Origin of the sequence: Pseudomonas sp. lyk4-TYG-107 (genome assembly GCF_030209055.1) — a bacterium.
Lineage (GTDB): Bacteria > Pseudomonadota > Gammaproteobacteria > Pseudomonadales > Pseudomonadaceae > Aquipseudomonas > Aquipseudomonas putida_A.
Genome location: NZ_JARVST010000035.1, coordinates 117,260 through 143,932, shown reverse-complemented (window position 1 = coordinate 143,932; position 26,673 = coordinate 117,260). Strand labels below are relative to the sequence as shown.

Below are 26,673 nucleotides of genomic sequence, written 5' to 3'. Positions count from 1 at the left end.
CTTCGCGAGCAGGCTCGCTCCCACATTAGATCTTCGGTGCACAGAGATTTTGTGTAATGCATCAATCCAATGTGGGAGCGAGCCTGCTCGCGAAGAGGCCAGATCATCCACCGCACAACTTACTGCTCAAACAGCGCTTTCAGCCCCTCCGGCGACGTCAACATCCCATCGCCGTTATGCCCGACCCCGGGCACTTCAACCAGTCGCTGATTGACCCCTTCCGGATGCCGGCGCAGCAGGTAGCCGAAAAACAGCTTGCCGCGTTCCAGCCGATACGCGCCTTGTGCCTCGGCGGCGCAACTCTTGTCCAGCGCCGGATGTTGCGGGTCTATGTCCTGCTGCCCCAGCAGGTAAATCACTTCGCGTTTGATGTAGCTGCTCTCAAGCTGCAACGGTGTTTGCCCACCGGCGTACACCGGCATGTCGGTCAACCCGTACTTCCAGCGATTGAAACCCGGGCACTGTGCGTGATCGAACGCTACCGGCCGCTGTTCGTTGAAATACGCGTACGACGACGGATTGGCCACCACATAGCGCAGGCGAATGCCATTGGCCTTCAGCGCCGGTTGATCCTTGGCCAGCAAGGCATAACGCTGCACCACTTGACCGCCACCGGAATGGCCGAAAATCACGATCTGCTTCACGTCCGGAAACTGCTTGCGGTCGCTGACCCGGGCGACGATGGCGTCGAGTGCGGCGTAGGAACTCAGCGGCTTCGGCCCTGTGGATAACCCGCCGCCCATCCACTCGTTGCCTTTCCAGCGCAGCAATGTATTGGGCAGGGAGTACAGCGCGACGTCGCTTTCGTTGAGAAACTGCGGCGCGATCACCAGCGTGTGCGCCGTTTGCCCGGCCAGTTCGGTGGCGTGCTCGGCACTCTTGCGATAGGTCTCGGCATTGCGCAGACGACCGTGAATGACGATCAGCACCCGTTCGATTTTCTCAGGTGCGGGGCTGATGCCAACGGCCATTTCGCCGGCCTCGAATTGCAGGCGCCCGGGGCTGATGGCATCGACGCCTGCCGCGTGCGCGTTGCCGCCGATGATCAGTAAAGCCAGAAGCCATTTGCGCATTTACAGGTTTTTCGCCGCGAAGGTATCGCACTGGCCGACCTGGCCCTGGGCGAAACCGGTTTTGAACCAGCGCACCCTTTGCGCCGACGTGCCATGGGTAAACGAGTCCGGTACCACACGGCCCTGACCCTGTTGTTGCAGGCGATCATCACCGATGGCGTTGGCCGCATTCAAGGCCTCTTCGACGTCACCCGGTTCCAGCCAGTTCAGGCGCTTCTGCGCATGGTAGGCCCAGACGCCGGCCAGGCAGTCGGCCTGCAATTCCTGACGCACCAGCAAACCGCCGTCGCCCTGCATCTGCCGGCCCTGCTGACGGGCCGTCTGAATTTTTGCCGAGACGCCGAGCAGCGTCTGCACATGGTGGCCGACTTCGTGCGCGATCACGTAGGCCTGGGCGAAGTCGCCGGCGGCCTTGAAGCGCTGGGCCATTTCCTGAAAGAAGGCCATGTCCAGATAGACTTTCTGATCTGCCGGGCAATAGAACGGGCCGGTCGCCGAAGTCGCCAGACCGCAGGCGGAATTCACCCGGTTGCTGAACAGCACCAGGGTCGGGTCCTTATATTGGCGACCAGCTTGCTGGAAGATGGCGCCCCAGGTGTCTTCGGTATCGCCGAGGATCGAACGCACGAATTCGGCCTGCTGGTCGTTGGCCGGTGGCGCCTGACGCGTCTGCGTACTGGCCGGTGCCGATTGCTCGGTCATTTGCCCAGTGAGCTGGCCGAGGATCTGCAACGGATCCTGTCCGGTGATCCAGCCGATGCCGACGATCAGCAGGATCGCCCCCAGGCTCAGGCCTTTGCCGCCACCGAACCGCATGCCACCACCGCCGCCGCTATCATCGCCACGGGCATCGACGACGTTGTCACTGCGTCGGCCTTTTTTCCATAGCATGTGGGAATCCTCTTTCTGTTCGTGGTGATGAGTGTTGCTGGTGTGGGAGTGTGGCGCCAGTCCGGTCGTCCGTCTATTGGCGTACACGCAAACAGGCCCGGCCTCGGGTGACGAGGGCGGACCTGTTATTGACGAGCGTGTGCGCGACTAATTCAATCCGTCGGCGGATTTCTCTCGGCGCGCTGTGCGTCAGCGATCGAAGGCATCCCACACCGGGGCGAAATCCGGGCTGACCTGACGCTGATTCTTCGGCAGCGCGGCGATCAGTGCGCGGTCTTCAGCGTCCAGTTCAACCTGCAGCGAAGCCAGGTTCGCCAGTTGATTGGCGCGGCTGCTGGCTTTGGGAATCGCCGCGACGTTGGGCTGATCCAGCAGCCACTTCAACGCCACCTGAGTCGGCAGCACGCCGTGTTTTTCGGCAATCTGCTGAATCTGTGGAATCTCCGAGACCTTGTTACGCGCCAATGGCGTGTAGGCCGTCAGTGCCAGATCGTGTTGGCGCGCGTAGTCGAGCAGGGCGTTCTGTCCGAGCAGGACGTGGTACTCGACCTGGATCGCTGACAGAGGGATGCCGTATTCCTCGACGACTGTGCGCAGCAGCCGCAGCGGAAAATTCGCCACGCCGATGTTGCGAGCCAGACCTTGCTCCTTGAAGGATGCGAGGGTTTCAAGCGTGCGCGGCAAGTCCCAGTCAGTGCTCGGCCAGTGGATCATGAACAGGTCGACGTACTCGCTGCGCAAAGACTTGAGGCTTCGTTCCATCGAGTGGCGCATGGCGTCGGGTTGCAACTGGTCCCACCAGACCTTGGTGGTGACATGAGTCTGCTCGCGGGGTGTCGGTGTATTCGCCAATGCTTGTCCGACCGCGTCTTCGTTGTTGTAGGCCGCTGCCGTGTCGATGTGCCGGTAGCCGAGTTCCAGGGCCTGCTCGACGGCACGGGTGCATTCGTCGCCGAGCATCGGCCAGGTGCCGAGGCCGAGTTTCGGCATGTTCAAACCCTGGGCGTTAACGATGTGCTGCATGGTCGATCTCCTGTTCGAAAGCAGTGATGCCGGCGATATGCCGAGCGGCGATGTAGCCGAAAGTCAGCGCCGGGCCGAGGTTGATCCCGCCTGCCGGATAGTGCCCGCCCATGATGCTGGCCATGTCGCCACCGGCGGCGTAGAGCCCGGCGATGGGGTGGGCATGGGCATCGAGCACTTGCGCCTGCGGGTTGACCTTGAGCCCGGCAAAGGTGCCGAAGCAGCCCGGTTGCACTTTCACGGCATAAAAAGGGCCGGCCTCTATTGGGGCAACGCAAGGGTTGGGAAGGTTCGCCGGATCGCCCTGCTTGCGGTTATAGGGCGTTGCGCCGCGACCGAACGACGGGTCCTCGCCGTGGCGTGCATGGCGGTTGTAGTCCTCCACCGTCTGGCGCAATCCGCTGGGGTCGATGCCGCAGGCGCTGGCCAATTCTTCAAGGGTGTTGCCGGTTTTCAGATAGCCGCTGCGGATAAATCCTGACACCGGAACGGGAAATGGCCGCGACATGCCCAGGCCATAACGCCGTTGAAAGGCGCGGCTGCAGATCAGCCACGAGGCGACTTCCTCGCCTTCCGGGGTGGCGGCAACCATGGCGCTGACGTAGTCGTAGTAACCGTTGGCCTCGTTGACGAAGCGCTGGCCGTTGCGCAGTACGCCGATGATTCCCGGTTTGCCGCGTTCGATGATGTGTGGGAAATGGCCGATGCTGCCGTCGGCATGCGGCACTTGCGAGACCGGCGCCCAGGCCACGGGTGACGCCAGGTCGGTGTTGACCGTGGCGCCGACGCTTTCGCCCAGGCGCAGACCGTCGCCGTTCACCGCCAGCGGTGGCAGTGCCCAGTGTTCATGACCCGTGGGCGTGCGCGGAAACAACGCCTTGCGCCGTTCGACGTCGTTGGCGAATCCGCCAGCGGCCAGCACCACGGCTTTGCGTGCACGAATGCGGATCGGGCCTTTGGCGCTGTTGACCAGCACGCCGCAAACCCCTGCTTCATCGCGCAGCAGCTCGGTCACGGGTGCCGACTCCCATAACAAAGCGCCAAGGTCCTCGGCGGACTTCGCCAGCCTTGCGACCAACGCCACCCCGTTGACCAATTGCATGGCCCGGCCGTGTACCGCCAGATCGAGCAAGTGTCGGGTAAAACGACGGGTTACATGCCACGCGGCTTTCAGCGAACGGGTGAGATTGAGGAACGCCGAAAGGTCGGCGCCGGCCATGATCGGCATGCCCATGAAGGACGTTTCGCGCATTGTTGTACGCAGGCGCCTGAGCAGGCGTCCGACTGTTCGTCCGTCGTAAGGCGCCGCGATGACCGAGCGACCGCCCGTGCCCGCGCCGGGCGTATCGCCATGAATGTCGGCAATAGCGTTGCCGTCGGCAAATTGCAGAGCAGTGTGCTGTTCGAAAAACGCGACCATGTGTGGCCCGGCAGTGAGGAATGCGTCGACCATTGCCGGGTCGTAATGCTCACCGAGTTCGTGGCGCAGGTAAGTGCGCGGTCGCTCGACGTCTTCGACGATGCCGGCGCGTCGGGCCAGCGGATTGCACGGCACCCATGCCCAGCCGCCGGACCACGCGGTGGCACCGCCGAACACCGGATCTTTTTCAACCACGATGACCTTCAGACCGTGCCATGCGGCAGTCACCGCTGTGGATAAACCGGCGGCACCGGAGCCGACGACCAGAACGTCGCAGTCGATTTCGGGAAGTTCGGCAGGCATCAGGCAAAGCTCCGCAACTGGGTTTATTGGAATTGGATTCCAGAAATTAACCAATGAAGTTCAGCTGCAACAAGGCATGTTTCAGTAAAGTGGGCGGTTATCGCACGGCCAGTTCCGGATTTCGCTTTGTCTCGGATGTCTTCTAGAATCGGCAAAATTTCACTTGGACCTTCCCATGGCCGGCAGTCAGATCGAACGGGTTTTCAGCGTGCTGGAAAGCCTCACCAGTGAGCCGCGCGGGCTGCCGATGCAGACCTTGGCCGAGCAACTGGACATCCCGAAAAGTGCCACGCACCGGATGCTCGCGGAGCTGATTCGGCTGGGCTACGTGCGACAGAATGCCGACACTCTGCGCTATCACCTGTCGACCAAACTGGTGGCGATGGGGTTTCAGTACCTGTCGAGCAGCGGTGCTGACATCGTGCAGCCGGTGCTGGATCGACTGGCGCAGGAAACCGGTGAACTGGTGCGTCTGGGGGTGATCGATGGCGAGCGCCAGACTTGGATCGCCAAGGCGCAGGGCGCACGCACGGGCTTGCGTTATGACCCGGACATGGGCCGCGATGCACCGCTGTTCTACACCGCTTCCGGGCACGCGTGGCTGGCCTGCATGAGCGATGCCGAGGCCTTGTCGCTGGTCGAGCGCCAGGGCGCGGAAGTACCGGTGGGCGTCGGGCCGAATGCGCCGCGCTCCAATATCGAACTGCTGGAGCGCCTGCGCCTGGCGCGGGAACAGGGTTATGCCTGTGTCGAGGAAAGTTCGGCGGTGGGCACCTCGGCGATTGCCGCGGTGGTCAAGCATCCGGTTGACGGGCGAGTGATCGGCGTACTGAGCATTGCCGGGCCGAGCGCACGGATGCCCGGCGCGCGACTGCACGAATTGGCGCCGTTGCTGGTGAAGTTCACCGAGGAATTGTCGGCGGCGAGCCTGGCTTCCGAATTGTTCATCTGACCCGCGCCTGTAGATTCAGCGTCAAGTACAAAGTTGTGCGGTGTTCGCACGGTTTTCCCGTCACCGGGTGTTGGATTGTGGAACGCGGTTCTAAATTGTTGCTGGAGTGACATTTCCAACAACAATCACAAAAGGATCGCGCCTTGACTCCGCCCCTTCGTATCGCCCTGATCGGCGCTGGCAACATGGGCCAGCAGCATTACCAGCATTTGCAAACCCTCGAAGAAGCCCGGTTGTGCGCAGTGGCCGATCCCGGCCCGCAGGCTCCAGCGCTGGCGGCGCAGTGGGGCGTGGCGTATTTCGCCGATCACCGGCAGATGCTGGAGCAGGTGCGGCCCGATGCGGTGATCGTGGCCAATCCGAATAATCAGCACGTCAGCACGGCGCTGGATTGCCTCGCCGCCGGAGTTGCGGTGCTGCTGGAGAAACCGGTGGGCGTGCATCTGGATGAGGCACGCGAACTGGTGGCGGCAGTCAAACGCAGTGGCGTGCCGGTGCTGGTCGGCCACCATCGGCGGCACAATCCGTTGATCGTGCGTGCCCACCAATTGTTGCTCAGCGGCGCGCTCGGGCGGCTGACCACGGTTACTGCACTGTTCCAGTTACGCAAACCCGACCGATATTTCGAGGTCCCGTGGCGCCGTGAACCGGGGGCGGGCCTGTTGCTGACCAACCTGATTCACGACCTCGATCTGCTGCGTCACCTGTGCGGTGAAGTGCAGGCGGTGCAGGCCGTCACCGACAACGCGGTGCGGGGTTTTGCCAACGAAGACAGCGTCGCGGTGTTACTGCAATTTATCGACGGTGCACTGGGCACGCTGACCGGTTCCGATGCGGTCGCCGCGCCGTGGAGTTGGGAGCTGAACTCCGGAGAGAACCCGGTCTATCCGCGTCAGGTCGATCAGCCGTGTTATCTGCTGGCGGGAACCGCCGGGGCGCTGAGCATTCCGCAACTCAAGTGCTGGCATTACGCTGCCGATCAAGTCGATGCCGGTTGGCACGAACCGTTGATTGCGCAGCAAGAGCCGTGTGAGGGCGGGGACGCGTTGCGTTTGCAGCTGCAACATTTTGTGCAGGTCGCGCGGCGTGAAGTCGAACCCTTGGTCAGTGCCGCCGATGCCGCGCGAACCCTGGCGCTGGTCGAGGCGATTCGCGAGGCGGCGGCCAGTGGCCGTGCCTGTTCCCCGGCAGCGGTCGAGGCGTGAGCATGAACGAACGAATCCTGTCTCTGGCCAGTCTCACCGTACTCGAATTATCGCCACCGCAAATGGTCGAGGTCGCGGCGCGTGCCGGTTACAGCCATGTCGGCCTGCGCCTGGAACCGGCGACAGCGGAGGAATATCACTTTCCGCTGGTGGCCGATGGTGATCTGCGGCGTCAGACGTTGAGGCGTTTGCGCGACACTGGCATCGCTGTGCTCGATGTGGAAATCCTGCGTCTGAAACCGCAAACCGTCGTCGCCGATTTCGACAAGCTGCTGGCCGTCGGCGCGAAGTTCGGCGCCAGTGAATTACTGGTCGCCGGCAATGATCCTGACGAACAACGGCTCACCGACAACTTTGCCGCGCTGTGTGATCTGGCGGCGCCTTACGGTTTGCATCCGCATCTGGAGTTCATGCCCTGGACCGATGCGCGCAACCTCGAACAGGCGTTGCGCATCGTTGCCAATGCCGACCGGGAAAACGCCGCGGTGCTGGTCGATGCCTTTCATTTCGATCGCTCCGGTTCACGGCTGGAGGATCTGGCCCACGTCGCACCTGCGCGCCTGCGTTATGCGCAATTGTGTGATGTGGCGGGACCGAGACCGGCGGACATGGCCGAGATCTTGCGTCAGGCGCGCAATGAGCGGCGGTTTCCCGGCGAGGGCGATTGTGATTTGCACGGTTTGTTGCGCAGTCTGCCAGCTAATATTCCACTGAGCCTGGAGATCCCCACGGTAAAACTGCTGGAGCAGGGCGTCAGCGGATTGCAACGAGCGCAGATGGCGCTCGACAGGACGCGGGAATTGTTGGCGCAGTTGTAAGTCAGTTTTTGTGGCGGGGCGCCAGCGTCCCCGTCACTGTTTATTTTTCCTTCAGAGATATCCAATGACCGTCAGCACCCCGCTCTCAGGTGTCAATCAACCCTTCAAGGGGATCTTGCTGATTGTCGTGGCGACTTTCCTGTTCTCCAGCCACGATGCGCTGTCGAAATACCTCTCGGGTTTCTACCCGATCATCATGGTGGTATGGGCGCGGTATCTGGTGCACACCTTGCTGATGGCGGGGATTTTCCTGCCGCAGTCGGGGTTGCGTGTACTGCGCACCAAACGACCTTTATGGCAGTTGGCGCGGGCGCTGTGCCTGCTCGGCACCAGTCTGTTTTTCACCACGGCGCTGCTGTACATCCCGCTGGCCGAGGCCACCGCGGTCAACTTTCTCGCGCCGGTGCTGGTGACGGCGCTGTCAGTGCCGTTGCTCAAGGAACGGGTGACGCGCGGGCAGTGGATCGCGGTGATCTGCGGTTTTATCGGGGTGCTGATCATCGTCCATCCGGGAGGCGAGTTGTTCACCCCGGCGGTGCTGCTGCCATTCTGCTCGGCGTTGTTTTTCTGCTTCTATCAACTGCTGACGCGCAAGCTCAGTGAGGTCGACAGCCCGACCACCAGCAACTTCTTCGCTGGTCTGTGCAACACGCTGGTGATGAGTGCGCTGGTGCCGTTCTTCTGGCAGGTGCCGACCTTGTCGCACGCCGTGTTGATGCTGGCGCTGGGCAGTTGCGGGATGACCGCGCACCTGTTTCTGACCCAGGCGTTCCGCCACGCAGCACCAGCGTTGCTGGCGCCATTCGGCTACTGCCAGATCGTGTTTGCCGGGCTGTTGGGGTGGGTGGTGTTCAATCACACGCCGAGTCTGTTGACAGTGATCGGCATTGCGGTGATCTGTTGCAGCGGCTTGGCGGCGGCATGGCAACAGAGCCGTAAGTGAAATAGAGACACGCCCCTGTGGGAGCGGGCTTGCTCGCGAAGGCGGTGTTTCAGTCGACAGCTTCAGTGACTGACTGGACGCTTTCGCGAGCGAGCCCGCTCCCACAGGGGGGAGGGGGTGCAGGCAGGTTATTCGGTGACGTCTGGAATCTTGCGCGGGGCCATGAAGTACATCCAGGTCAGGGCAATGAAGTACATCGCCGGGATCAGGGTGAACAGCACCGTGTAGTTGTTATTGGTGACGGTCAGGATGTGGCCGACGATCTGGGTCATGAACATCCCGCCGATCGCTGCGCACATGCCGCCGAAACCGAACACCGTGCTCATCATGTGCTTGGGCGTGTAGTCCATCACCAGGCTCCAGATGTTCGCGGTCCAGGCCTGATGCGCGCCGATAGCCAGGGAGATTGCCGCGACGGCGACCCACAGATTGCTTGAGCCGGCGGCCATGATCACGCCGATGATGCAGCAGGCGAACAGGAACATCGACAGCAGCCGCGCCTTGATCGAGTTCATGCCGCGACCGATCAGAAACGAAGACAGAATCCCGCCGCCCACGCTGCCGAAGTCAGCGGTGACGTAGATGATGATCAGCGGAATACCCATCTGGGTGACGTTGATGCCCAGGTTGTATTGCTGATTGAGAAACGGCGGCAGCCAGTACAGGTAGAACCAGAACACCGGCGCAGTCAGCGAATAGGCGAGGGCGAAGGCCCAGGTGCCGCGCATGCGCAGGATTCGCGAGAACGGTACGCGGGCCTGTTCCGGTTCGACCTCCTGCTGGATGTAGTCGAGTTCGGATTTTTTCACCCGTGGATGGTCTTCCGGGTTGAAGTATTTCAAGCCCCAGAACAGCAGCCAGATCCCGCCGAGTGCCGACATGCACAGGAACGCCGCCTGCCAGCCCCACACGTGGAGAATCAGCGGCAGCAGCATCGGCGTGAACATGGCGCCGACGTTGGTCCCGGCGTTGAAGATGCCGGTAGCCACTGCGCGTTCACCGGCGGGGAACCACAGGCGCGTGGTTTTCACGCAGGCCGGGTAGTTGGCCGCTTCGGTCAGGCCGAGGATGAACCGGCAGACCATGAAGCCCACCGCCGAAGTCGCCAGGCCGTGGGCGCCGGTGGCCAGGCTCCAGAGCAGCACCGCGCAGAAGAACACGCGCTTCACGCCGATGCGGTCGATCAGGCGTCCCTGCAGGACGAAACCGATGGCGTAGCCGACCTGAAACCAGAAGTTGATGTTGGCGTAATCCATCGCCGTCCAGCTCATTTCCTTGGCGAGGATCGGCTGCATGACGCCGAGGGCTGCGCGGTCGATGTAGTTCAGGGTCGTGGCGAAAAACACCAGCGCCAGCATGCCCCAACGGGTCTTGCCGACAGCCATGGCGCCGCGGATCTTGTCGCCGATGCCACCCGTGGCAGTGCTCATGGCCGGGGCCATGCGGGAAGTCTGTGAAGGAATCATTGTTCCACCCGTTTTTGAATTTGTTATGTGGTGTTGTTTGCACGCACTGCGACCGAAGGTTCATTTCCGGACTCAATGTGAAGTCGATGGTGGGCAGTGGACGAAAAATCGTCAATTCGCCGAAACGCCATAGTGTTCGATAATCGCACGCAAAACTAACCGGCTGGTACACTTTAAATTGCTGCTGAAGACGATGCAGCCAATAATTTCCTCACGATAAAAAATGATCCCCTGTAAAAAACTGCAGCGCAGTCCGGGAGTAGCAACATGCAGCGTTCCATTGCCACCGTTTCCCTGAGCGGCACCCTGCCGGAAAAGCTCGAAGCCATTGCCGCCGCCGGGTTCGACGGTGTCGAGATCTTCGAGAACGATCTTCTGTATTACGACGGCAGCCCGCGGGAAATCAGGCAGATGTGCGCTGACCTCGGGATCGCCATCACTCTGTTCCAGCCGTTCCGCGATTTTGAAGGCTGCCGCCGTGATCGGCTGGCGCGCAATCTGGAACGGGCCGAGCGCAAATTCGACCTGATGCAGGAACTGGGCACCGATCTGGTGCTGGTGTGCAGCAACGCCTCGGCGGACAGCGTCGGCGACCGGCAGATTCTGGTCGATGACCTGCGGCTGCTGGCCGAACGTGCCGGCGCTCGCGGGTTGCGTATCGGCTATGAAGCGCTGGCCTGGGGCCGGCACGTCAATACTTATCAACAGGTCTGGGACATTGTTCGCCAGGCCGACCACCCGGCACTCGGCGTGCTGCTCGACAGCTTTCACACCTTGTCGCTGAAAGGTGATCCAAGCGCGATCGCTGACATTCCCGGCGACAAGATCTTCTTTGTGCAAATGGCCGACGCGCCGATCCTCGCCATGGACGTCCTGGAGTGGAGCCGGCATTTCCGTTGCTTCCCGGGGCAGGGCGAATTCGATCTGCCGGGGTTCCTCGCGCCAATCATCCAGAGCGGTTACACCGGGCCGTTGTCGCTGGAAATTTTCAACGATGGCTTCCGCGCCGCACCGCCACGGGCGAATGCCGCCGATGGTCTGCGTTCGCTGCTGTATCTGGAGGAAAAAACCCGTCAGCGCCTGGAACAGCAAACAACGCCGGTGGCCAACCGCGACATCCTCTTCGAAACGCCGCCGGCCAGCGAGTACAACGGCATCGAGTTTCTTGAGTTCGCCGTCGACGAAAGCCTTGGCGCCAAACTGAGCAACTGGCTGGAGCGGCTGGGCTTCGTCAAGGCCGGGCAGCACCGCTCCAAGAGCGTGAGCCTGCTGCGTCAGGGCGATATCAACCTGATCCTCAACGCCGAACCGTACTCGTTCGGCCACAGTTTCTTCGAGGCCCATGGCCCGTCGCTGTGTGCCACCGCTGTGCGGGTCAAGGACAGCGCCAGCGCCCTCGCTCGTGCGGTCGCTTACAAGGGCCAGCCCTATCGCGGCCTGGTCGGCCCCAACGAACTGGAACTGGCCGCGGTGCGTGCGCCGGACGGCAGCCTGATTTATCTGGTGGATGAGGCGGCGGACGTTTATGGCACTGACTTCAATCTGCTGCCGAACGCACAGGCCCGTGGCGGCCTCAAGCGCATTGATCACATGGCCATGGCGCTGCCGGCCGACAGCCTCGACAGCTGGGTGCTGTTCTACAAGAGCCTGCTGGATTTCGAGGCCGACGATGAAGTGGTGCTGCCCGATCCGTACGGTCTGGTGAAAAGCCGGGCGTTGCGCAGCCGCGACAGCTCGATCCGTCTACCGCTGAACATCTCCGAGAATCGCAACACCGCGATCTCCCACGCGCTGTCGAGTTATCGCGGCTCCGGTGTGCATCACATCGCCTTCGATTGTGATGACATCTTCGCCGAAGTCAGCCGCGCCAAAGAAGCTGGTGTGCCGTTGCTGGATATCCCGCTCAACTATTACGACGACCTCGCCGCGCGCTTCGATTTCGACGACGAGTTCCTCAGCGAGCTGGCGTACTACAACGTGCTCTACGACCGCGACGCGCAGGGCGGCGAGCTGTTCCACGTGTACACCGAGCCGTTCGAGGGGCGCTTCTTCTTCGAGATCATCCAGCGTAAAAACGGCTATGCCGGTTATGGTGCGGCGAACGTTGCGGTCCGTCTGGCGGCGATGGCCAAGTCACGCAGCGGTGCGGTGCGTCAGGCGAAGTTGTAGGAATTTCGTAAACGCGGGATTAAACACGAGCCGCGTGGCTTCCTTCACTGTGCAGCGCGGCCCATAATCGCCAACCTGTGCAGTGATGGCCGTGAGCCCGCAATGACAATGACTTCAGAACTCCCCGCCGCTCCCGTCGAATCCGGTATCGAGCCGCGCAAGAGTCGCAAGAACAACCCGGAAAAAACCCGCGAGAACATCCTGCAGGAGGCGATCGTCGAGTTCGTCCAGCAGGGCTTGTCCGGCGCCCGCGTCGACGCGATCGCCGAGCGTATCCACACCTCCAAACGCATGATCTATTACTACTTCGGCAGTAAGGAGCAGTTGTACGTCGAGGTGCTGGAGAAACTTTACGGCGACATCCGCAGCACCGAAAACCGCCTGCACCTGGCCGAGTTGCCGCCGGTGGTGGCGATCCGTCGACTGGTGGAATTCACCTTCGATCACCACGACCGCAACGTCGATTTCGTGCGCATCGTCTGTATCGAAAATATCCACAACGCCGAGTTCGTGAAGCGTTCGGACACGATCAAGGCGATGAACAATACGATCCTCGATTCACTGGGCGAGATTTTGCGTCGCGGTGCCGAGGAGGGTGTCTTCCGCGCCGGGCTGGACGCGCTGGATGTGCACCTGTTGATCAGCTCGTTCTGCTTCTATCGCGTCTCGAACCGCCATACGTTCGGTGAGATCTTTCAGATCGACCTGCCGGACGAAAGCATCAAGCAGCGTCATCGCGAGATGATCTGCGAGTCGGTGTTGCGCTACTTGCAGCCGTGACACCTATCCAATGTGGGAGCGGGCTTGCTCGCGAAAGCGGCGTGTCAGCCTATACATCTAGCGCCTGACACACAGCCTTCGCGAGCAAGCCCGCTCCCACAGGATCGATGTTTATCTTCAGCCATTCATGCTTTGAAAATGCGCCAGCATCCGCTGTGCGTCCGGCACCACGCCGCTGAACAATTCAAACGCCTTCACCGCTTGAAACACCGCCATGTTGCCGCCGTCCAGCGTGCGGCAACCCAGCGCGCGGGCGTTGCGCAGCAGCTCCGTTTCCAGCGGGAAGTAAACGATCTCCGCGACCCACAATTCCTTGCGCAGCAACTCCACCGGCACCGGCATGCCCGGCAGTTTGGCCATGCCCATCGGCGTGGTGTTCACCAGACCATCGGCCTGATTCAGCGTGCCCGGCAGATCTCGCCCGGCCAACGCGCGGCCTGAGCCGAAATGCTGGTTGAGGTTGTTCGCCAGACTCTCGGCGCGCTCGCGCTCGACGTCGAAAATACTCAGCAGCTGTACGCCTTCACTCAACAGCGCGTGGGCCACTGCCGCTCCCGCACCGCCGGCGCCCATCTGGACGACACGTTCACGCGCAGCGTCCTTCAGGCCTCGGCGAAAACCTTCGGCAAAACCCAGGCAATCAGTGTTGTGGCCGATGCGTTTGCCGTCCTTGAGCACCACGGTGTTGACCGCGCCGATGCCTCGGGCTTCCGGCGACAGTTCGTCGAGCAGCGGGATGATCGCCTGCTTGCACGGGAAAGTGATGTTCAGACCGGTGTAGTTCATCCGCTCGGCGGCCTGCAGCAAGTCGGGCAGGGCGTTGCTGTCCAGATGCAACTGATCGAGATCAATCAGCCGATACAGGTAGCGCAAGCCTTGGGCGTCGCCCTCATGTTCATGCAGTGCTGGCGTGCGCGAGGCTTGAATACCCGCACCGATCAGGCCAGCCAGTATTACCGGTTTACGGGTCATGCTGCGCGCCCCTTCAGTCGCTGACTGAAATGCTCCAGGGCCAGGCGATAGCCATGGCTGCCGAAGCCGCACATCACCGCCGTGGCGATGGCCGAGACAAACGAGTGGTGGCGGAACGGCTCACGCGCATGCACGTTGGACAGGTGCACTTCGATCACCGGCAACTCACTGGCCACCAGCGCGTCGCGGATTGCCACCGAGGTGTGTGTCCACGCCGCCGGGTTGATCACGATCCCGGCGCAGCGGCCGCGTGCCGCATGAATCCAGTCGAGCAATTCGCCTTCGTGATTGGTCTGGCGAAACTCCACGGCCAGGCCGAATTCTTCGGCAGCGCGGCCGCACAGAGCAGAAATATCAGCCAGGGTTTCGTGACCGTAGGTCGCCGGTTCACGAGTGCCGAGCAGGTTCAGGTTCGGGCCGTTGAGCACCAGAACGATAGGGGGCATGGGGACAAACTCCACTTATTGTTTTTGGCTTGGGCCGAGGGTTTCAGCCTGTGGAGGTAAAATGTACCAGATGGTTACCATGGTCAATTGAACTGATTTAACCCGATGGTTTTGTGTTCGGTGATCGCACAAAAGCTACATCGCATTCAGATTTTCCGAATTGTATCGACAGTTTTGCTTACGTTTTTTTTCGAAGATGCAGCGCTTCCTCATCCGTGCCGACGCTAGTCTGAATGTGGTGAAAGGCATTGAGGTGCTGTGCAGCACCGGCCGTCGAAGCATCATGTTGCGAGATGAGCATTGCCCGCCACGTGTTCACGTTAATGCAGGCGCCTGGAATGCCCGATTTCAGTTCAGTTTCTGGCACAACGACATTGAACTGTGGGATGTCGTGCCGCTTTCACGTCGACCGCCGCTGGCGTTGCTGGAAGGATTGTGTCGATCACTGGGGCAACCTGCTCATCTGCGTCGCGCACGAGGGATCTGGTGGTCAGTCTTGCAGACAGTTTGTCTCGACAATCAGGTGTGGGACTGCGAGTCAAACGAAGTCCCCGTGATGAAACCGGTCACCGCTACGACCTACAGGATCAGTTCGGCGCGTTATGAGCCAGAAGCAGACAAGACTGTTCTGACATTGCTCGGCAAACTGGCAGGAGTTGAAATCGATTTATGAAAGTCATCAAGGCAAAGCCGTCCGTACATCGTCCGCTGACGGAAGAAATGCTCGATGCCGCGATAAAACGTGGCGAAGCGCGCCAAGCTAGCAGCTTGCAGGCTGTTTCTGTGACCTTTGAAAGCCCGTCTCTGGTCATTCGTTTTGAAGACGGCAGCGGTGTGTTGCTACCGGTGAGCCAGTATTCGGAGTTCGACGGGTTTGATTCAGACGATTATGCGAACCTGACAGTCGGCTATACAGGCACTGCGCTTTGCCACGAGGCCAAAGACCTCGACGTTTCCATCTCCGGAATGATTTCGGCGAGCCCGTCACTCATGAGGATGGCGGCTTCGGTGGTTGCGTCGCGTAACGGTCGTCAAAGCAGTGCGGCAAAATCCGAAGCTGCACGAGCAAATGGCAAGAAGGGCGGGCGTCCACGTAAGACCGACACTGCACCGTAAGCACCCACAAAAAAGCCGTCAATCAAGACGGCTTTCTCGTATCCGGCATTCGCCATCAACGCCGGGTCAGCAACACCCCGGACTCCATGTGATGTGTCCATGGGAACTGGTCGAACATCGCGCAGCGGGTGATGCGGTGCGTGTCGTGCAGTTGGGCGATGTTGGCCGCGAGGGTTTCCGGGTTGCAGGAGATGTACAGGATATTGTCGAAGCGCCGCGTCAGCTCGCAGGTGTCCGGGTCCATGCCGGCGCGCGGCGGGTCGACGAATACGCTGCCGAACTCGTAGCCTTTCAGGTCGATGCCTTGCAGGCGACGGAACGGGCGCACTTCGTTAAGCGCTTCGGTCAGCTCTTCGGCGGACAGGCGCACCAGCGTGACGTTATCCACAGCGTTTTCGCTGAGGTTGCTCAGTGCGGCGTTGACCGAGGTCTTGCTGATCTCGGTGGCCAGCACTTTGCGCACACGGGTGGCGAGCGGCAGGGTGAAGTTGCCGTTGCCGCAATACAGCTCCAGCAGATCGTCGGGACGATCACCCAGCGCTTCGTAGGCCCAGTTCAGCATCTTCTGGTTCACCGTGCCGTTGGGCTGGGTGAATGCGCCTTCCGGCTGGCGGTAGCTGAAGGTGCGACCACCGACGTCGAGTTTCTCCACCACGTAATCGTGGCCGATGACTTCGCGCTTGCCCTTGGAACGCCCGATGACGCTGACGTTGAGATCAGCCGCCAACTTCGACGCGGCCGCATGCCAGTGCTCGTCCAGCGGACGGTGGTAGCACAGGGTGATCATCGCATCGCCAGCCAACGTGGTGAGGAATTCCACCTGGAACAGCTTGTGGCTCAGCGCCGAACTGGCCTGCCATGCCGCCTTGAGCTGCGGCATCAACTGGTTGATGCGCAGGCTGGCAATCGGGAACTCTTCGATCAGGATCGGCGTGCGTTTGTCGTCCTGGGAAAACATCGCGTAGTGCCGCTCACCGGCCTCGCGCCACAGGCGAAATTCCGCGCGCAGGCGGAAGTTCTGCAGCGGCGAGTCGAACACGGTCGGCTCTGGTGCATCGAACGGGGCCAGCAGGTCACGCAAACGCGTGACCTTGTCTTCGAGCTGAGTGGCGTAGGCCTGGGAATCGAAAGTCATGCGTTGAACCAACCCAACTTGATCACAAACAGAATCGACAGAATCACCAGCGCCGGGTTCAGCTCACGGGCGCGGCCCGACAGCAGCTTGATCACGGTCCAGGAGATGAAACCGAAGGCGATGCCGTTGGCGATCGAGTAGGTGAACGGCATGGCCAGCGCGGTGACCACGACCGGTGCGGCGACGGTGATGTCTTCCCAGTCTATTTCCGCCAGACCGGAAGTCATCAGCACGGCGACGAACAGCAACGCCGGTGCGGTGGCGAAGGCTGGCACGCTGGCCGCCAGTGGCGAGAAGAACAGCGCCAACAGGAACAGGATCGCCACGACGATCGCCGTCAGGCCAGTGCGGCCGCCAGCGCTCACGCCAGCCGCGGATTCGATGTAGCTGGTGGTGGTCGAAGTACCCAGCAGCGAGCCGGCCATCGCCGCGGTGCTGTCGGCGATCAGTGCGCGACCCATTTTCGGCATGTGGCCGTCCTTGCCCATCAGGCCGGCGCGTTTGGCGACGCCGATCAGGGTGCCGGAGTTGTCGAACAGGTCGACGAACAGGAAGGCGAAGATCACGCTGACCAGACCGATGTCCAGCGCGCCCTTGATGTCCAGTTGCATGAAGGTCGGCGCCAGCGAAGGTGGCATCGAGGTCACGCCGCCGAACGGGGTGAAGCCCATAGCGATGGAAATGATGGTCACCGCCAGAATGCCGATCAGTACTGCACCGCGCACTTTCAGCGCTTCGAGGGCGACGATCAGGGCGAAGCCGAGGGTGGCGAGGATCGGCGCCGGGGCTTTCAGGTCACCGAGGCCGACCATGGTCGCCGGGTTGCTGACCACGATGCCCGCGTTGTGCAGGGCGATCAGCGCCAGGAACAGGCCGATACCGGCGGCAATCGCCGAGCGCAGCGGCAGCGGGATGCTGTTGATGATCCATTCGCGGATGCGGAAGATCGACAGCAGGAAGAAGCACACTGCCGAGATGAACACCGCGCCCAGCGCCACTTGCCAGGTGTGGCCCATGTGCAGGACCACGGTGTAAGTGAAGAAGGCGTTCAGGCCCATGCCCGGGGCGAGGGCGATCGGGTAGTTGGCGATCAGGCCCATGATGGTCGAGCCGATGGCGGCTGCCAGACAGGTGGCAACGAACACTGCGCCCTTGTCCATGCCGGTCTCGCCGAGGATGCTCGGGTTGACGAACAGAATGTAGGCCATGGCCAGGAAGGTCGTGACGCCCGCCAGAATCTCGGTACGCACGTTGGTGTTGTGTGCCTTGAGTTGAAACAGCCTTTCCAGCATGTCTGCTCCCCGTGGCGCGCGCGGCGCCGTGAATGTATCGACCTCAACAGCAAAGCACAGACCGTCGCAAGCGCCTGGGAATTTGTGGTGGGCCGGAAAAAGCCGCGCATCATACCAGCAGCGTGAGGAATATGGCGGTTGTTGGTGCCGAACGTCGTCGAAGTTTTGCCACAGGGCCAACTGCGCCATACTGCGCGCTGAATTTTTTGGGGAAATACGATCACATGGGCAAGCGCTGGATAAAGGCTTTCGGGTTAATGGCCGGGCTGATGGCCGGGTCGACGGCGGCGCTGGCAGCCTCGGCGCCACCATTGACTGAAGTTAAGGTGATCAAGGTTCAATCGCCGGCCTGTGGTCTGGAAGACATCGGCGATAACCAGCCGCAAACCCAATGCGATCACAGCGGCCCGAGCATCAAGGTGTTCGTGCTGGAAATCGGCTATGGCCAGAACCAGCCGCATGCCACGCTGGACGGTTTTGAAGTCAACGGCACTCGGGCGCCGGTGTGCGCCTTTGATAACGGCAACCTGACCGAGTGCAAGCCCGGCAGCAACACCGTCGGCTCACTGTATACCTTTGATCTGGCGGGCAAGCAGGAAGGCACCTTCACCTTCAGTAACACCTCGATCAACGCGCCACGCAACACCCTGTCGGCCCAGCTTTACATCAAGTAACGGCTGTCATCGAACAGGCAGGGCAAAGCTGACTACGCTTTAAAGATCACCCAGCGGATAGCGCCCATGACCTTTAGAGCCCTGATTACCCTCGCCGAGGGCATCGATGATCTGCAAAGCGTGACCCTGATCGATGTGCTGCGCCGCGCCGGCGTCGAAGTCGTGGCGGCCAGCATCGAAGGCCGGCGCATGCTGACCTGCGCCCGCGGTACGCGCCTGACAGCGGACGGCATGCTGGTTGATGTACTGGCGCAGACCTTCGACCTGATCGTCCTGCCCGGTGGTGCCGTCGGCGCCCAGCATCTGGCGGCGCATCAGCCGCTGCAGCAATTGCTCAAGGACCAGGCCAGCGCCGGCCGCCTGTTCGCCGCCATCGGCGAAGCCCCGGCCATTGCCCTGCAAGCCTCAGGCGTATTACGCCAACGGCGCATGACCTGCCTGCCGAGTGCCAGCCATCAATTGTCGGGCTGTACGTTTGTTGATCAACCGGTGGTGGTCGACGGCAATTGCATCACCGCCCAAGGCTCCGGCGCCGCACTGGCGTTTGCCCTGACGCTGGTGGAGCAGCTTGGTGGCAAGGCGTTGCGGGCGAAAGTGGCGGGGGAGATGTTGGTTTGATGGCTTCAGGCGTGGGCAGCGATAGGCGTAATGGCTGGTTGCTCCCGATGCTCTGCTTGCCACAGATCGTAATCGGTTTGAACGCCTAGCCACACACGCGCCTTGCCAATGCCTGCTCGCTCCAGCCGTACAGCCAGATCCGGGCTGATCGGTGCATGGCCGTGCAATACGCGGGAAAGGTGAGGGCGGGCGAAGCCCAGATGTCTGGCCAATTCACTCACACTGATGCCTAACTCTGGCAAGACATCCGTGAGCAGGGTTTCACCGGGGTGTGGCGGGTTGTGCATGGTCATGAGCCTGCCTCCTGTCAGTGGTAGTCCAGATAATCGACCAATTCGATGTCCGAACCGACAAAACGAAAGATAACCCGCCAGTTGCCTGAAACACTGAGCGACCAATATTCGGACAGTTCACCCTTCAGTGGATGCAGGCGCCAACCCGGCAGATCAAGATCTGCGGGAAGTGCTGCGCGATCCATGAACTGCAGCATACGCGCCAGACGTTTTGCGTGATCGGCGCGAATTCCGCGGGTCGAACCTGTTTCATAGAAGCCACGAAGGCCTTTGTGCTGAAAGGATTTGATCATGGCGGCGAGTGTAAGGCGATACGTTACACTCTGTGCGGTAACTATGTACCGCACCTTTTCAATCAATTTGTGCCTGGCCTGTTGATTTCACTGATGTGACCTAGACCTTCGCCTCTTCCACCGGCACATGCATCCGGTCGCGGTTGGCCAGGGTCGGGAACAGTTTGATCCACGTTCCGGTGACCACCAGCGTGCCGATCCCGCCCATCACCACCGCCGGGACGGTGCCGAACCAGTGCGCGGTGAGGCCGGATTCGAATTCGCCCAACTGGTTCGAGGCGCCGATGAACAGGCCGTTCACCGCGCTGACCCGGCCACGCATTTCGTCCGGGGTTTCCAACTGAACGAAGGAGGCGCGGATCACCATGCTGATCATGTCCGCCGCGCCGAGCACCACCAGCACCGCCAGCGAGAACCAGAACGAGGTCGACAGGCCAAAGGCGATGGTTGCGACGCCGAACACGCCAACGGCGGTGAACATCACCCGGCCAACATTGCGCTCGACGGCAAATCGCGCCAGAAACAGTGACATCCCCAACGCGCCTACCGCCGGCGCCGAGCGCAGCAGGCCCAAGCCCCACGGCCCGGTGAGCAAGATGTCCTTGGCGAACACCGGCAGCAACGCCGTAGCGCCACCGAGCAACACCGCGAACAGATCCAGCGAGATCGCCCCGAGAATGTCCGGGCGGCTGCGAATGAAGCGGATACCCGCCAGCAACGAATCCAGCGTGGCTTTGCCTTTGTTCAGCGGCGTTTGCCGGGCGGGCAGGTTGAGCATCAAGGTGCAGGCGATGACATAGAGCAACACCGTCGGGCCGTAGACCCAGACACTGCCAAACGCGTAAAGCAAGCCACCGAGGGCCGGAGCGACAATGGTGGCTGACTGTTGAGCCGACTGCGCTGCGGCGACCGCCCGTGGAAACAGGGCGCTGGGCACGATGCTCGGCAGCAGCGCCTGGGTCGTCGGCATTTCGAAGGAGCGCGCCGCACCGAGCAGGAAGGCGAGGATAAAGATCATTTCCCGGGTGACGTGGTCGGTCGCACTGCCGATGGCCAGTGCCAGGGCAATCAACGCCTGCAACGACTGACAGATCGCCGCGACCCGACGCCGGTCATAGCGGTCGGCGACATGCCCGGTGTGCAGCATGAACAGCACCCGAGGCGCGAACTCGACCAGACCGACCAGACCCAGGTCGAGCACGTTGCCGGTCAGCTGGTACAGATTCCAGCCGATCGCCACCGTGAGCATCTGAAAACCGCTGGCGGTGAAGATCCGGGCGAACCAGAACGCGAGAAACGGACGATGGTGACGTAACAGCAGGGGCTCTTGGCTGGGCATCTGAAGGCAGGTCTGGCTCGAAGGGGAACGTCGAGGTTATCACCAGTCTGTAACAGGAAGTTGCTATGACAAAAAATTTAGTTAGCCAGACATCTATCGCTCCCTGGCATACCTCATCTCAATGTGGTGAGGGGATTTATCCCCGATCGGCTGCGCAGCAGTCGTAAAAAATTGACGACGCAACGAAACATCAGGGGCTGCTTCGCCGCCCATCGGGGATGAATCCCCTCGCTACAGGTCGTGCCGCTCTGGGGATGTATTTCAGAACGTTGCCCAGGCAATGAGGCAACTTGTCACGCGGCAAACGACCACGCCGTTCTTCGTCGGAAATGGGACTACTCTTTTAACGTTGCTTGATCCAGATCAAGACCCTCCCGGGCCATGCTCTGGTGGCCCGTTGGCCAGACTCCCTGCGTTGCGATGGCTGTTAAAAAAGAACGAATCAGAATTCGCCGCACTCCATATCCGTGGGGGCAGTAGGCAGGGGCCACAAGCCCCAATGCCGGTATTACCTGACAGAGGAAGACTTATGTTCGGTTTAGAGGCACTCGATCTCGCCCGAATTCAGTTCGCGTTCACCATCTCGTTCCACATCCTGTTCCCGGCCATCACCATTGGTCTGGCGAGCTACCTGGCGGTGCTTGAAGGGTTGTGGTTGAAAACCCATAACGACACTTACCGGGATCTCTACCACTTCTGGTCGAAAATCTTTGCCGTCAACTTCGGCATGGGTGTGGTCTCCGGTCTGGTCATGGCTTACCAGTTCGGCACCAACTGGAGCCGTTTCTCGGACTTCGCCGGTTCCGTCACCGGACCGTTGCTGACCTACGAGGTGCTCACGGCATTCTTCCTTGAGGCCGGTTTCCTCGGGGTGATGCTGTTTGGCTGGAACAAGGTCGGACGCAAACTGCACTTCTTCTCCACGGTGATGGTGGCGATCGGCACGCTGATCTCGACATTCTGGATTCTCGCTTCCAACAGCTGGATGCAGACGCCGCAAGGCTTCGAGATCGTCAACGGTCAGGTGATCCCGACCGACTGGCTGGCCATCGTGTTCAACCCGTCGTTCCCGTATCGCCTGATGCACATGGCGACCGCTGCGTTCGTGGCCACGGCGTTCTTCGTTGGCTCGTCGGCGGCCTGGCACCTGCTTCGCGGCAAGGACAACCCGGCGATCCGCACCATGCTGTCGATGGCAATGTGGATGGCGCTGATCGTCGCGCCAATCCAGGCGGTTATCGGTGACTTCCACGGGCTGAACACCCTTGAGCATCAGCCGGCGAAAATCGCTGCGATCGAAGGCCACTGGGAAAACAAAGGCAACGAAGCGACCCCGTTGATCCTGTTCGGCTGGCCGGACATGAAGGAAGAGAAAACCAAATTCGCCGTGGAGATTCCGTACCTCGGCAGCCTGATCCTGACCCACTCGCTGGACAAGCAGGTGCCGGCGCTCAAGGAGTTCCCGCCTGAAGACCGGCCGAACTCGACCATTGTGTTCTGGTCGTTCCGGGTCATGGTCGGCCTCGGCTTCCTGATGATCTTCACCGGTCTGTGGAGCCTGTGGCTGCGCAAGCGCGATTCGCTCTACACCTCGCGGCCGTTCCTGTATCTGGCGCTGTGGATGGGGCCGTCCGGCCTGATCGCGATCCTCGCTGGCTGGTTCACCACTGAAATCGGTCGGCAGCCGTGGGTGGTCTACGGGCTGATGCGCACGGCGGATGCTTCGTCCAATCACAGTTTCATGCAGATGAGCATCACCCTGATCATGTTCGTCGTGGTGTATTTCGCGCTGTTCGGTGCGGGGCTTGGCTACATGATGCGCCTGGTGCGCAAAGGGCCGAAAACCGACGAAGGCAAGGAAACCAACGAAGGTGGTCCTGGCCAGAAACGCACTCCGGCTCGGCCGTTGTCCGCAGCCGATGATGAAGGTACCGACGCCGACTCGCAGCGCAGCCTGGAAAAGGAGATTTGACTCATGGGTATTGATCTTCCGCTGATCTGGGCCGTGATCATCATCTTCGGCATCATGATGTACGTGGTCATGGACGGCTTCGACCTGGGGATCGGGATTCTCTTCCCGTTCATCCCGGGCAAGACCGACCGTGACGTGATGATGAATACCGTCGCCCCGGTTTGGGACGGCAATGAAACCTGGCTGGTACTGGGCGGCGCGGCGTTGTTCGGCGCGTTCCCGCTGGCCTATTCGGTGGTGCTGTCGGCGCTGTACCTGCCGTTGATCTTCATGCTGATCGGCCTGATTTTCCGCGGCGTGGCGTTCGAGTTCCGCTTCAAGGCCAAGGACGACAAGCGTCACCTGTGGGACAAGGCGTTCATCGGCGGTTCGGTGGCGGCGACGTTCTTCCAGGGCGTGGCACTCGGGGCTTTCATCGACGGTTTGCCGGTGGTCAATCGGCAATACGCCGGCGGTTCACTGGACTGGCTGACACCGTTCACCCTGTTCTGCGGCGCCGCGCTGGTGGTGGCCTATGCCTTGCTCGGTTGCACCTGGCTGATCATGAAGACCGAAGGCAAGTTGCAGGAGCAGATGCACAACCTCGCGCGGCCCTTGGCGTTCGTGCTGTTGGCGGTGATCGGCATCGTCAGTCTGTGGACGCCGCTGGCTCACCCCGAGATCGCGACACGCTGGTTCAGCATGCCGAACCTGTTTTGGTTCATGCCGGTGCCGATTCTGGTGCTGGTGACGCTGTACGGGCTGATCCGCGCGGTGGCGCGCAATGCCAACTACATGCCGTTCCTGCTGACCCTGGTGCTGATATTCCTCGGCTACAGCGGTCTGGGCATCAGCCTGTGGCCGAACATCGTGCCGCCGTCGATCTCGATCTGGGACGCCGCCGCACCGCCGCAGAGCCAGGGCTTCATGCTGGTCGGTACGCTGTTCATCATCCCGTTCATCCTGGGTTACACCTTCTGGAGCTACTACGTGTTCCGCGGCAAGGTCACCCATGAAGACGGTTACCACTGATCTCTCGCTCTGCTCACCTTGTGAGAGCAAGCCGTCTCGCGGTGGCGTCCTCAGCGACGCCATCGCCCAAGAGGAACGATGCAATGAACGGCAAACATTCCCTGCACGAGATTGAAGAAGCCGAAAAAAAGCCGCTGTGGCAGCGGCTCGGCTGGTTGGCCCTGATCTGGATCGGTAGCGTCGGCGCGCTGTTCATTGCCGCCAGCCTGATGCGCCTGTTCATGAACGCGGCCGGCCTGACCACACACTGAAACATCCCGTCCCGCTGCCCTTGGGCACGGTTTTATGACCCTCTGTACCGCGGAGGGTTTTTTTTGCCTGACGCTTTACTTGCGTGCTTTGAGAATCACGAATTTCGGTGTGGCTGCCACTTGCTCGACGCCACGGAACAGCCGCGCCAGCCTACTGTGATAGCCCAGGTGCCGGTTGCCGACGATGTACAACGCACCGCCCACCACCAGCGCCTCGCGGGCTTGCTGGAACATGCGCCAGGCGAGGAAGTCGCCGACCACCTGTTGTTGATGGAACGGCGGATTGCACAGCACTACGTCCAGCGATTGCGGCTCCTGGCCGGCCAGACCATCGCCAGCGCGCACGAGCACTTCGCGCTCGCCCAGCGCGGCGCGCCAGTTCTCGGCGGCCGATTGCACGGCCATGAACGATTCGTCGACCAGCGTGTAGTGCGCGTCGGGGTTGTGCAGGGCGCTGGCGATGGCCAGGACGCCGTTACCGCAACCAAGGTCGGCGACCCGGGCGCTGCCGAGGTTTTTTGGCAGGTGCGGGAGGAAGGCCCGGGTGCCGATGTCCAGGCCCTCACGGCAGAAAACGTTGGCGTGGTTGAGCAATTCGATGGCCGGCTCGTCCAGCTGATAGCGCGAAGGGTAGGGCGAGGTCGCCGGGGCTTTGGCTTCAGGCGTTGCGATCAACAGGCGAGCTTTCTTCACCGCCAGTGAAGCCTGTACCGGGCCAATGTAACGCTCCAGCAGATCACCGGCTGCGCGCGGCAAATGCTTGACCATGGCCGCTGCCACCACTTCGGCGCCGGGTGCCAGTAGCCCTTGCAGGCGGATCAGTTGCTCTTCCAGCAATGCCAGCGTCTTGGGCACGCGGATCAGCACCCGGTCGAACGGCCCGATCAACGGCTCACTGGCCGCAATCCCGCGCACGGCATCAAATGCCAGGCCGTTGCGTACCAAGTTCTTTTCCAGGCCCTGGAATGCGAGAAACGAGTCGCCACTGCTGCTGACCTGAACCTTGCCTGCCAGACTCGCCGCCAGCGCTCCGAAGCTGTCATTGAGTACCAACACCCGGGTGTCTGCCGCCGGTTGTTGCGCGGCCAGATGATTGAGCAGGTATTCGTCAGCCGCATCGAACGCTTGCAGAGGTTCATTCTGCTGCTCGGGCTGGCGGATCAGGTCGAGTTGGGCAAAGGGTGTTTCGAGCAAGGGCATCGGGCGAGAACTCTGGTTATTCAACGGGTGGCCCGCAGCCCAGGGCGTCGCGCGGCGGAACCATCCGAGTGGACTGCGGCGTGCGGCGCACGTCATCACTCAGGAAGGTTGCAAATGGTACGTTTTTTTCCGTTGAAATACTCGCAGCTTTTAGTGGGCGGGCATGTCGAGAAGGCCGCAACTCTTGGCGGCAATGACCGCAGAAATCTTGTTGCAGACGTTCAGTTTGAGAATCACGTTTTGCACGTGGTAATTCACCGTCCGCTCGCTCAGGCAGAGGATCCTGGCAATCTCATAGGCCGTCTTGCCGAGCGCCGAGAGCTTGAGCACTTCCAGTTCTCGCGGTGAAAGGCGTGGGGGGACGGGCTTTTTGGCCGGTTTGGGCAAGGTTTTGGCGAACAGGTCACTCAGGTGGCTGGTTGCGTAAAACATATAGCCAAAATGCTCGTATAACTCGAGCGGACTTAATGGACCGTTTTTCCTGGCAAGGCTCAGGGTGCTGCACAGCCCGCTGTCTTCGTGGTGGAACGACTGGGACCAACCGTGTCGCAACCCATGCCTCTGTTGCGCGTCCCACAGCGACAAGGTTTGCGAAAACACGTCCTCGGTCCAGACAATCGGCAGCATTGAATGACTGCAGTGTGCTACTACCGGGTCGATTTTTCTGTAGTTTTGTCTTTCATAAAGTTGGTTCCACTCTTTCGGATAGTTATTGATTTGCAAGGTCTTTAAGTCAGCGTTCCGATTGTTTGATGTCAATGAGATGGCACAAAAATTGAAGCCAATATTTTGAGCGAATCGCAGCAAGATCGGATAAGCGGTCTCTATTTCTCTTGCGAAAGTCAGTTGCTTTAATTGCGACTCCTTCCACATTTCCATCACTCACTCTCCATGAGTCGTTCGTCGGGTGCTTTTTATGGATCCAATCGGATCCTGCACGCAACCGAGTGTAGGACAGGTCTTACAAATGGCGTTGAATTTTTTTGCTCTTGGAGGGGGCGGTTAGTTGCTGGAAAGG

The 26,673-nt window shown here is 60.9% G+C and carries 27 protein-coding genes; 13 read left to right on the top strand and 14 right to left on the bottom strand.

All coding sequences use genetic code 11. The annotated features are described in order from the left end of the window. Window positions 1-119: 119 nt before the first annotated feature. The 4 genes from QRN61_RS26520 to QRN61_RS26505 all read right to left on the bottom strand — a co-directional run bounded on the left by QRN61_RS26520 (window position 120) and on the right by QRN61_RS26505 (window position 4,710). Window positions 120-1,073 carry an alpha/beta fold hydrolase gene (locus QRN61_RS26520; protein ID WP_027612864.1) on the bottom strand — a complete coding sequence of 318 codons (954 nt, stop codon included), beginning with the start codon at window positions 1,071-1,073 and terminating at the stop codon, window positions 120-122. Further along, on the bottom strand, window positions 1,074-1,964 hold the full coding sequence (ypfJ, locus tag QRN61_RS26515) for a KPN_02809 family neutral zinc metallopeptidase (protein WP_027612863.1): 891 nt from the start codon (window positions 1,962-1,964) through the stop codon (window positions 1,074-1,076). A 189-nt stretch (window positions 1,965-2,153) separates the two neighbouring features. After that, window positions 2,154-2,987, bottom strand: a complete 834-nt coding sequence (locus QRN61_RS26510; RefSeq protein ID WP_285376243.1) for an aldo/keto reductase — start codon at window positions 2,985-2,987, stop codon at window positions 2,154-2,156. Then, a complete protein-coding gene (locus tag QRN61_RS26505) occupies window positions 2,971-4,710 on the bottom strand; it encodes an FAD-dependent oxidoreductase (RefSeq protein ID WP_285376240.1) in 1,740 nt (579 codons plus the stop codon). Before QRN61_RS26505 ends, QRN61_RS26510 begins: the two co-directional genes overlap by 17 nt. Before the next feature lie 175 nt (window positions 4,711-4,885). Between QRN61_RS26505 and QRN61_RS26500 the strand changes: the two genes are divergently transcribed. From QRN61_RS26500 to QRN61_RS26485, 4 genes are all read left to right on the top strand, one after another. Then, window positions 4,886-5,662, top strand: a complete 777-nt coding sequence (locus tag QRN61_RS26500; protein ID WP_103484811.1) for an IclR family transcriptional regulator — start codon at window positions 4,886-4,888, stop codon at window positions 5,660-5,662. A 143-nt stretch (window positions 5,663-5,805) separates the two neighbouring features. Further along, window positions 5,806-6,867: a Gfo/Idh/MocA family protein gene (locus QRN61_RS26495; RefSeq protein ID WP_285376235.1), complete on the top strand. Its 1,062-nt coding sequence runs from the start codon at window positions 5,806-5,808 to the stop codon at window positions 6,865-6,867. 2 nt (window positions 6,868-6,869) lie between these two features. After that, a complete protein-coding gene (locus tag QRN61_RS26490; RefSeq protein ID WP_285376234.1) occupies window positions 6,870-7,685 on the top strand; it encodes a sugar phosphate isomerase/epimerase family protein in 816 nt (271 codons plus the stop codon). 64 nt (window positions 7,686-7,749) lie between these two features. Beyond that, window positions 7,750-8,628, top strand: coding sequence for a DMT family transporter (locus tag QRN61_RS26485; protein WP_027612857.1), 879 nt, complete (start codon window positions 7,750-7,752; stop codon window positions 8,626-8,628). A gap of 128 nt (window positions 8,629-8,756) precedes the next feature. Here the strand turns inward: QRN61_RS26485 and QRN61_RS26480 are convergent, their stop codons facing one another. Next, complete coding sequence (locus tag QRN61_RS26480; protein WP_285376232.1) at window positions 8,757-10,094, bottom strand: MFS transporter; 1,338 nt, start codon at window positions 10,092-10,094, stop codon at window positions 8,757-8,759. 267 nt (window positions 10,095-10,361) lie between these two features. Here QRN61_RS26480 and quiC point away from each other — a divergent pair, with 267 nt between their 5' ends. After that, window positions 10,362-12,263, top strand: a complete 1,902-nt coding sequence (gene quiC, locus QRN61_RS26475; protein ID WP_134787380.1) for a 3-dehydroshikimate dehydratase QuiC — start codon at window positions 10,362-10,364, stop codon at window positions 12,261-12,263. A 102-nt stretch (window positions 12,264-12,365) separates the two neighbouring features. Continuing rightward, a complete protein-coding gene (locus tag QRN61_RS26470) occupies window positions 12,366-13,043 on the top strand; it encodes a TetR/AcrR family transcriptional regulator (RefSeq protein ID WP_027612854.1) in 678 nt (225 codons plus the stop codon). Between the two features lie 117 nt (window positions 13,044-13,160). Here QRN61_RS26470 and QRN61_RS26465 read toward each other — a convergent pair whose 3' ends face one another. Both QRN61_RS26465 and aroQ read right to left on the bottom strand, forming a co-directional pair. Continuing rightward, window positions 13,161-14,015, bottom strand: a complete 855-nt coding sequence (locus tag QRN61_RS26465; protein ID WP_285376227.1) for a shikimate dehydrogenase — start codon at window positions 14,013-14,015, stop codon at window positions 13,161-13,163. Then, window positions 14,012-14,461, bottom strand: coding sequence for a type II 3-dehydroquinate dehydratase (gene aroQ, locus QRN61_RS26460; protein WP_025108744.1), 450 nt, complete (start codon window positions 14,459-14,461; stop codon window positions 14,012-14,014). The genes QRN61_RS26465 and aroQ overlap by 4 nt, the downstream gene beginning before the upstream one ends. A 283-nt stretch (window positions 14,462-14,744) precedes the next feature. Here aroQ and QRN61_RS26455 point away from each other — a divergent pair, with 283 nt between their 5' ends. Together QRN61_RS26455 and QRN61_RS26450 are read left to right on the top strand one after the other, a co-directional pair. After that, entirely contained in the window at window positions 14,745-15,134 is a 390-nt protein-coding gene (locus tag QRN61_RS26455) for a DUF4160 domain-containing protein (RefSeq protein WP_285376253.1), read from the top strand. Continuing rightward, window positions 15,131-15,577: a DUF2442 domain-containing protein gene (locus QRN61_RS26450; RefSeq protein WP_285376225.1), complete on the top strand. Its 447-nt coding sequence runs from the start codon at window positions 15,131-15,133 to the stop codon at window positions 15,575-15,577. Before QRN61_RS26455 ends, QRN61_RS26450 begins: the two co-directional genes overlap by 4 nt. A 55-nt stretch (window positions 15,578-15,632) precedes the next feature. Here QRN61_RS26450 and trmA read toward each other — a convergent pair whose 3' ends face one another. Together trmA and QRN61_RS26440 are read right to left on the bottom strand one after the other, a co-directional pair. Beyond that, the gene (gene trmA / locus QRN61_RS26445) at window positions 15,633-16,712 is read right to left on the bottom strand and encodes a tRNA (uridine(54)-C5)-methyltransferase TrmA (protein ID WP_285376223.1); all 1,080 of its coding nucleotides are present in this window, start codon (window positions 16,710-16,712) and stop codon (window positions 15,633-15,635) included. Beyond that, a complete protein-coding gene (locus QRN61_RS26440) occupies window positions 16,709-18,004 on the bottom strand; it encodes an NCS2 family permease (RefSeq protein ID WP_007963748.1) in 1,296 nt (431 codons plus the stop codon). Before QRN61_RS26440 ends, trmA begins: the two co-directional genes overlap by 4 nt. Before the next feature lie 224 nt (window positions 18,005-18,228). On the opposite strand from QRN61_RS26440, the gene QRN61_RS26435 reads away from it, so the two are divergent. Then, window positions 18,229-18,678: a DUF4879 domain-containing protein gene (locus QRN61_RS26435; RefSeq protein WP_285376221.1), complete on the top strand. Its 450-nt coding sequence runs from the start codon at window positions 18,229-18,231 to the stop codon at window positions 18,676-18,678. Between the two features lie 66 nt (window positions 18,679-18,744). Beyond that, window positions 18,745-19,296 carry a DJ-1 family glyoxalase III gene (locus tag QRN61_RS26430; RefSeq protein ID WP_096795250.1) on the top strand — a complete coding sequence of 184 codons (552 nt, stop codon included), beginning with the start codon at window positions 18,745-18,747 and terminating at the stop codon, window positions 19,294-19,296. Between the two features lie 5 nt (window positions 19,297-19,301). On the opposite strand, the gene QRN61_RS26425 is transcribed toward QRN61_RS26430, so the two are convergent. From QRN61_RS26425 to QRN61_RS26415, 3 genes are all read right to left on the bottom strand, one after another. After that, on the bottom strand, window positions 19,302-19,589 hold the full coding sequence (locus tag QRN61_RS26425) for a HigA family addiction module antitoxin (RefSeq protein WP_027612848.1): 288 nt from the start codon (window positions 19,587-19,589) through the stop codon (window positions 19,302-19,304). 14 nt (window positions 19,590-19,603) lie between these two features. Next, window positions 19,604-19,882, bottom strand: a complete 279-nt coding sequence (locus tag QRN61_RS26420; RefSeq protein ID WP_027612847.1) for a type II toxin-antitoxin system RelE/ParE family toxin — start codon at window positions 19,880-19,882, stop codon at window positions 19,604-19,606. A gap of 100 nt (window positions 19,883-19,982) precedes the next feature. Continuing rightward, entirely contained in the window at window positions 19,983-21,221 is a 1,239-nt protein-coding gene (locus QRN61_RS26415) for an MFS transporter (RefSeq protein ID WP_007963751.1), read from the bottom strand. Window positions 21,222-21,750: 529 nt separating this feature from the next. Here QRN61_RS26415 and QRN61_RS26410 point away from each other — a divergent pair. The 3 genes from QRN61_RS26410 to QRN61_RS26400 all read left to right on the top strand — a co-directional run bounded on the left by QRN61_RS26410 (window position 21,751) and on the right by QRN61_RS26400 (window position 24,455). Continuing rightward, a complete protein-coding gene (locus QRN61_RS26410) occupies window positions 21,751-23,193 on the top strand; it encodes a cytochrome ubiquinol oxidase subunit I (protein WP_027612845.1) in 1,443 nt (480 codons plus the stop codon). Window positions 23,194-23,196: 3 nt separating this feature from the next. Then, complete coding sequence (gene cydB, locus QRN61_RS26405) at window positions 23,197-24,204, top strand: cytochrome d ubiquinol oxidase subunit II (protein ID WP_007963753.1); 1,008 nt, start codon at window positions 23,197-23,199, stop codon at window positions 24,202-24,204. A gap of 83 nt (window positions 24,205-24,287) precedes the next feature. Further along, complete coding sequence (locus tag QRN61_RS26400; RefSeq protein ID WP_007963754.1) at window positions 24,288-24,455, top strand: DUF2474 domain-containing protein; 168 nt, start codon at window positions 24,288-24,290, stop codon at window positions 24,453-24,455. 75 nt (window positions 24,456-24,530) lie between these two features. On the opposite strand, the gene QRN61_RS26395 is transcribed toward QRN61_RS26400, so the two are convergent. Continuing rightward, window positions 24,531-25,655 carry a methyltransferase gene (locus QRN61_RS26395; RefSeq protein WP_285376217.1) on the bottom strand — a complete coding sequence of 375 codons (1,125 nt, stop codon included), beginning with the start codon at window positions 25,653-25,655 and terminating at the stop codon, window positions 24,531-24,533. 150 nt (window positions 25,656-25,805) lie between these two features. After that, a complete protein-coding gene (locus tag QRN61_RS26390; RefSeq protein WP_027612843.1) occupies window positions 25,806-26,534 on the bottom strand; it encodes a helix-turn-helix transcriptional regulator in 729 nt (242 codons plus the stop codon). Between the last annotated feature and the right edge of the window lie 139 nt (window positions 26,535-26,673).